General features: G+C 54.6%; 5 protein-coding genes and 1 tRNA gene. 1 reads left to right on the top strand and 5 read right to left on the bottom strand.

Annotated elements, in window-relative coordinates; translation table 11 throughout:
* Both PHF39_RS13705 and PHF39_RS13710 read right to left on the bottom strand, forming a co-directional pair.
* On the bottom strand, positions 1 to 574 hold a 574-nt coding region (locus tag PHF39_RS13705), incomplete at its 3' end, for an NrpR regulatory domain-containing protein (protein WP_300225108.1).
* A 2-nt stretch (positions 575 to 576) separates the two neighbouring features.
* Positions 577 to 1011: a dCTP deaminase gene (locus PHF39_RS13710; RefSeq protein WP_300225111.1), complete on the bottom strand. Its 435-nt coding sequence runs from the start codon at positions 1009 to 1011 to the stop codon at positions 577 to 579.
* 57 nt (positions 1012 to 1068) lie between these two features.
* On the opposite strand from PHF39_RS13710, the gene PHF39_RS13715 reads away from it, so the two are divergent.
* A tRNA-Arg gene (locus PHF39_RS13715) sits at positions 1069 to 1140 on the top strand.
* A gap of 93 nt (positions 1141 to 1233) precedes the next feature.
* Here PHF39_RS13715 and PHF39_RS13720 read toward each other — a convergent pair.
* From PHF39_RS13720 to PHF39_RS13730, 3 genes are all read right to left on the bottom strand, one after another.
* On the bottom strand, positions 1234 to 2628 hold the full coding sequence (locus PHF39_RS13720) for a carboxypeptidase regulatory-like domain-containing protein (protein WP_300225114.1): 1395 nt from the start codon (positions 2626 to 2628) through the stop codon (positions 1234 to 1236).
* A 39-nt stretch (positions 2629 to 2667) separates the two neighbouring features.
* A complete protein-coding gene (locus PHF39_RS13725; protein WP_300225117.1) occupies positions 2668 to 4194 on the bottom strand; it encodes an AMP phosphorylase in 1527 nt (508 codons plus the stop codon).
* Between the two features lie 207 nt (positions 4195 to 4401).
* Positions 4402 to 5456, bottom strand: a 1055-nt coding sequence (locus PHF39_RS13730; RefSeq protein ID WP_300225119.1) for a PGF-CTERM sorting domain-containing protein, incomplete at its 5' end; no start/stop codon positions are given.

A 5456-nucleotide genomic window follows, 5' to 3' on the forward strand; every position in this document is an offset into this window, starting at 1 on the left:
GGGGGGCCCCGTTCTCGATCTCGAGCCTCCCGCCATATGCCATCCTGACCGGTATTCCCTGGCGCTGGAAGACACCGTCCATCGAAATGCTGCAGATGGTGATGAACCCGGTATGATTGTGGGGGATCCGCGGATCATGGTCAATGATCCGGTAGGAGTTGAAGAAGCCGCATCCCGCCTTGATCACTTCATCGAAAGCCGTTGTAACCTTTTCTGCATATTCGTTTGGGACAATTGAGAGATTGTATGCAACATCGCCCGTCCCGGTGGCCGGATCGAGCGTGCTGCGGTAGGCAAGGCGTTCAAGCTTCGAGATGATAAACCCGATACGGTCCTCGACAAGGGCGCTGTCCGTCTCTTCCAGACCGAGGGGGGTTAGGATCCTTCCCTGGTTTCCGACTTTCTTGGTAAAACCCACTGCATCGAGGTAACTGAGGTAATACTGGACGGCACGGTCACTCAAGACAAAACCTCTCTCCGACATCAGTTCGGAGAGCCGTTTTGCACCCATCGGTTCGCGGTGTTCCTTTAAGATTCGAAGAATCTCAACGTATTTTCGTTCGGTCCGGATCATGGTCACTTTGCCCCGACAGCCCCGACACTGTCCTGGTACCGGCCGGAATACCCGTTACCGCTTCCCTTCACCTCGTGAAGGATCAGCTGGACGATCCGATCGTTTTTTCGTACAACAATCTCATCCCCCATGTTCGTCAGGCACAGGGTGAGGTGCCCGCGGAATCCCGGGTCGACATACCCTGCCCCGAGCAATACTCCCTTCCGGCCGAACGATGACCGGCACATGAGCGTCCCGGCAAGATCGGTGGGAAGTTCAATCCATTCGACGGTGGGAACAAGCGTGCACTTCCCCGGTTCCAGGGTGATATCGCTGGCGGAGCGCAGATCGTACGATGCAGGTTGCTGGCATTCTGAAAGATATGGATTGATAACGAGTTTTCCGACGGCAGGGACCTGTTCCAGGCGACGGACATACTCGGACGAGGAGAGGATCATTGGAATAGGTTATCGGCAGAAAATACTTAATATCTTTTGATGTAAAGAAGATGAGAAGGATCCATGGGGTAGAGGATATCCTCTTGGGCTTCGAACCCAAGGACGCGGGTTCGATTCCCGCTGGGTCCGTTCCTGTTTTACCCGCTGTTACACGGCGATATCCGTCATACAGGGATCTGCAGGATTGGGCACTATCCTGAATTCACGTGAAAAAAAAGAGGATTAAATCTCATCTCTCCGCCGTTTATGCGGCCCGCCCGAACGCTTTCCCAGCGCCCTGATAATGGCAAACAGGACAAGAATCGCAAGTGCCCCCAGTCCTATCATAGCGATGAGTCCCCAGTCGATGCTCTTTCCGACAACAACGGTAACCGCAGCGGTAGCATTTCCTGAAATAACCTGCTTCTTTACGGATTGCGGGACGTACCCTTCCTTTGTCACGGTAATATTCACGTCAGTATTGAAGGGGATGCTGGTAACGAACTGCCCGTTGTTATCTGTCGCACCAGCGGTAGTTCCGTCCACCAGGACAGATGCCCCGGCAAGAATCTTGTTGTCGGTGTCCTGGACGGTGACGGTCAGCGCAGCGTTCGCCAGCGGGAGGGTGAAGGTATAGTCCCTGCTTGTGCTGGAGATGGTTATCGTACGACCCTGGGGCGTATAGCCGGTCTTCCTCACCTCGACATCATAGTCACCGGAAACCAGTGTCGCGGAACTCATCCGCCCGTATTCGTTGGTTGTCCCCACAAGTGTGCCGTCAACGTACACATCCGCTCCTTCCAGGGGCATTTTGGATTCATCCGTAACAAAAATAGAGGCACCAAGGGGCGCTTTCGATATTGAAGCATAATAGATGGCATCAGTGTCGCTGATGACACGCGATTCCATGTAGGATTTATACCCATCCTTTGAGATCTCGATAGTGTATGTCTTTTCCCGGGTGATAGGGATGATCAGGATACCCCGTTCATCGGTTTTCCCCGCCAGCACTGCATTAAGACGCACCTCGGCGGCGGGGACGGCCTTTCCGGTATCTTTGTCAGTGACGACAAACGAGAAACTGTTCCCCGAAAGCAGTTTGTACTGCACTTCCTGGTCGTCAGCTCCCATGACAATCGTGCCGCTCCTTGACTCGTAGTTGGGGGCAGCGATATCAATGGCATAAATAGTTGCTCCGGTAACGGCAAAGGTTGCAGTCCCGCGGCTGTCAGTCAGCTTTGACTGTGTCACGTTCTCTGCGGTAAGATTAATCCTGGCACCGGAGATCGGGTTCAATGTATCGGAATCGAACAGGGTGCTCTTGAACGTGAGCGTCTTGCGGCTGAGATTCACGAGCAGTGCTGTGGTGTTTTTACTGACCGTCTGGCTCCAGTCATTATACCCGCTCATCGAGACCCGGATCTCCTGGTCATTCAACCCGGAATGGGTGAGCAGTGCCTGGCCTATGGAGTTTGTCCGTGCATAGTTGGCACTGTTGACATACACGGTTGCATGCGAGAGAGTGACATTATCTATGCTGTCCTGCACGGTGATCAGCAGAGTTGTCGTTGCCTGTGCCGAACTGCAGAGAAGCAGGAGAAGCAGGAGGGCAAAAAGGAAACGAGGTCGAGGATACATGATAAATATCGCGACCTGCTCGTATATCAGGACATCGGTCTATATCTCCGAGAAAGACGACGGGACCCGGTCCAGCAGCATCCCTTCAACCAGGATCGGCATGAGGCGGCGGCCTTCCTCGATTGCCTTCTGCAACCTCCAGTTCCGGTCCGCGTACAGGGTGAAAAGGGGCTCTGCCGCTTTCACGAGCTTTCCTTTCTTGGCGTGAAGGAGAATCCCTGCACCCCGGTCCTGGGGTGCCCCTGCGGTCCGTGCAAGGGTGATTAACGAGCGGTTGTTCATCTCGATCACGTACCCGGATACCGGAGCGCGGACAACGAACTGGTGTTCCCCGGGAACGATATCCGATGACTTGACATTCGGATCGCCTCCCTGGATCTCGATAATCCGTTTCATCTTCTCAAGCGCTTTGCCGCTTGCCAGGAGATCCTGTGCCATGGCCATGCCCCCTCCCCGCGGCGCCTTACCGGCCATCTCCAAAGCAATCCCGGCAATAGAGATACTCTTCTGGATAAAGGAGTTGGGTTCCTGGGAGCCCTCAAGGACACGCAGCGCTTCGATGACCTCCAGTTTCGGACCGATGCTGTGCCCGACAGGTATGTCACCATATGTGAGGGCACACTCCACTTTCATTCCCAGCCTCTCACCAAGCTCAATGAATTCCCGGGCGAGTTTGCGCCCTTCCGCCATATTCGCAACCTTGGTATTCTGACCGACCGGGATGTCGATGACGACAAGGTTCGCACCAACGGCAAACTTCTTCGCCATCACGCTTGCCAGCATCTGGCCCCGTGCATCGATCTTGAACGGGTATTCCTGGATGATGATCCGGTCATCAGCCGGGGCGATGTTCGTTGCGCCGCCCCAGACAATACATCCCCCTACCTTATCGGTCATCTGCTGGACCTCCCCAGCGGTAAACTCAACAAACGCCAGCACTTCCATGAGGTCTGCCGTGCCTCCGGCGCCGGTGATTGCCCGGGAACTCGTCTTGGGGATCTTGAGGCCGCTGGCTGCAATGATGGGGACAACAAGGAAGGTGATCTTGTTGCCGGGTACCCCGCCGATAGAGTGCTTGTCAACAATGGGGCGGGAGGCGAACTTGATCTGTTCCCCGGTCTCCACCATTGCACGGGTAAGGTGCTCGACCTCATCCATATCGAGCGGATTTATGTAGGATGCCGTAATGTAAGCAGTCAGTTCCGCAGCAGAGATCTCGTCATGGACAATGTCTTTGATGATTGTCAGGGTCTCTTCCTTGGTGAGTTTGCCCCCGTCCATCTTCTTCTTGATATAGTCGAGGGATTCGGGCCGACCGGCTTCGCGGATCTCGATATCATCGCCATCCTCCAGCTGGAGGCGCTCATTTGTGATGCGGTAGATCCCAAGGGTCCCCTGTTGGGCGATTGTTGACGTAATCTCGACAAATGCTGTTGCCGAAAGCCCGTTTTTGGGATTGATGACCTGGACACGGTCACCATTCATCACGCCAATACCCCGTGCATCCAGGCGATTCAGGAGTACACCTCTTGTTGCGATATCAATGTTCTTTACAACCAGTTTCACGCTGCTCGCACCTCCCAAAACGGGATCCTGCAGTAATAAGATCGGCAGTATCTAATCTACGTTGACCCCCCGGGGTTTAATAAGGTGTCACACTATGCAATGGATTGCAGGAAAAATGCGAAAAAGTCGCTTGAACGAGCATCCGCTCAATGAAAGGTTTTGTTTCAGAACTGGCAGACACAAAAAAAGAAAAATTTAGAAGTTAGTTCAGTGCCTGCGCACGACAACGAACGCAACAGCGCCAAGGCCGATCAGTGCAACGAGTGCACCAAAGCCGGGTGACTTGGTCGGGGCTGCGGTCGGGGCTGCGGTTGCAGCGGTGGTCTGGACTGCGGTCTGGACTGCGGTCTGGACTGCGGTCTGAGCTGCAGTCGGGGTCACGGTCTTGACGGTGGTCTCGAGCACGTTGAACAGTGCCGTGCCGGTTGCTTCCTGGAGGACAGCTTCCTCGGTCACAATGTACTCGTCCGGCTTGAATGTTGAGGAGTCAACATCGAACGAGATCTTGTTGTAGCCGCTGTCGCCCTTGGTGACCTTGACGGTACCGGAGGCGCCACTGAACTCGCCGCTCTGGCTCTTCATGGTCGGCTTGAATGATGATGAGTAGACCTGGACGAGGACTTCATCGTCAACGGCAAGGTTGGTCTTTGCAGTGATGGTGAACTTGTCACCAACGTGCTTGTCGCCAATCGTGTCGATGGTGATGGTGGGTACCTCGACAAGGAACTGGAGCTTGGTGTAGGTATCGTCGACGTTTGCGTCGTTGATGCCCTCTGCAAGTGCTTCAGCTGCATCGGAGCCCTGCAGGCTGCCGGATCCGAGAAGCTTGAAGATCGTGGTATATTTAGAACCTGGGACACTGTCCGCGATGAGCTGCCTGTTGACAACATTGCTGCCCTCAAGGTCGACATCGAATACCTTGTTCTGCATCGGGTGCTGGACAACGACGAAGTACTGGCCTGCGGTAAGGGTCTTGGTATCCTCCCGCTTGACCTCGTACTTGAACGAGGAGTCGGAGTTCACGGATGCACTGTTCTTCGTGGCATAGTTCTTGCCCATAATCCAGATCTGGACAGTGCTCGGGTCACCTTCGGCGGTACCGGTAATGTAGACCCTGTCACCCTTTGCAACGGTGGACTGGGATGCAGTTGCAGAGACGAACGGCTTCTTGATGATGATAGATACCGTGCCGTATGCTGCGTTTGCAAGGTTATCCTTGTCGCGGGCCTGGCTTACTGCATAGTTGGTGTAGGTACCTGCGT

Source organism: Methanoregula sp. (assembly GCF_028712425.1).
In the GTDB taxonomy this organism is placed as follows: domain Archaea; phylum Halobacteriota; class Methanomicrobia; order Methanomicrobiales; family Methanospirillaceae; genus Methanoregula.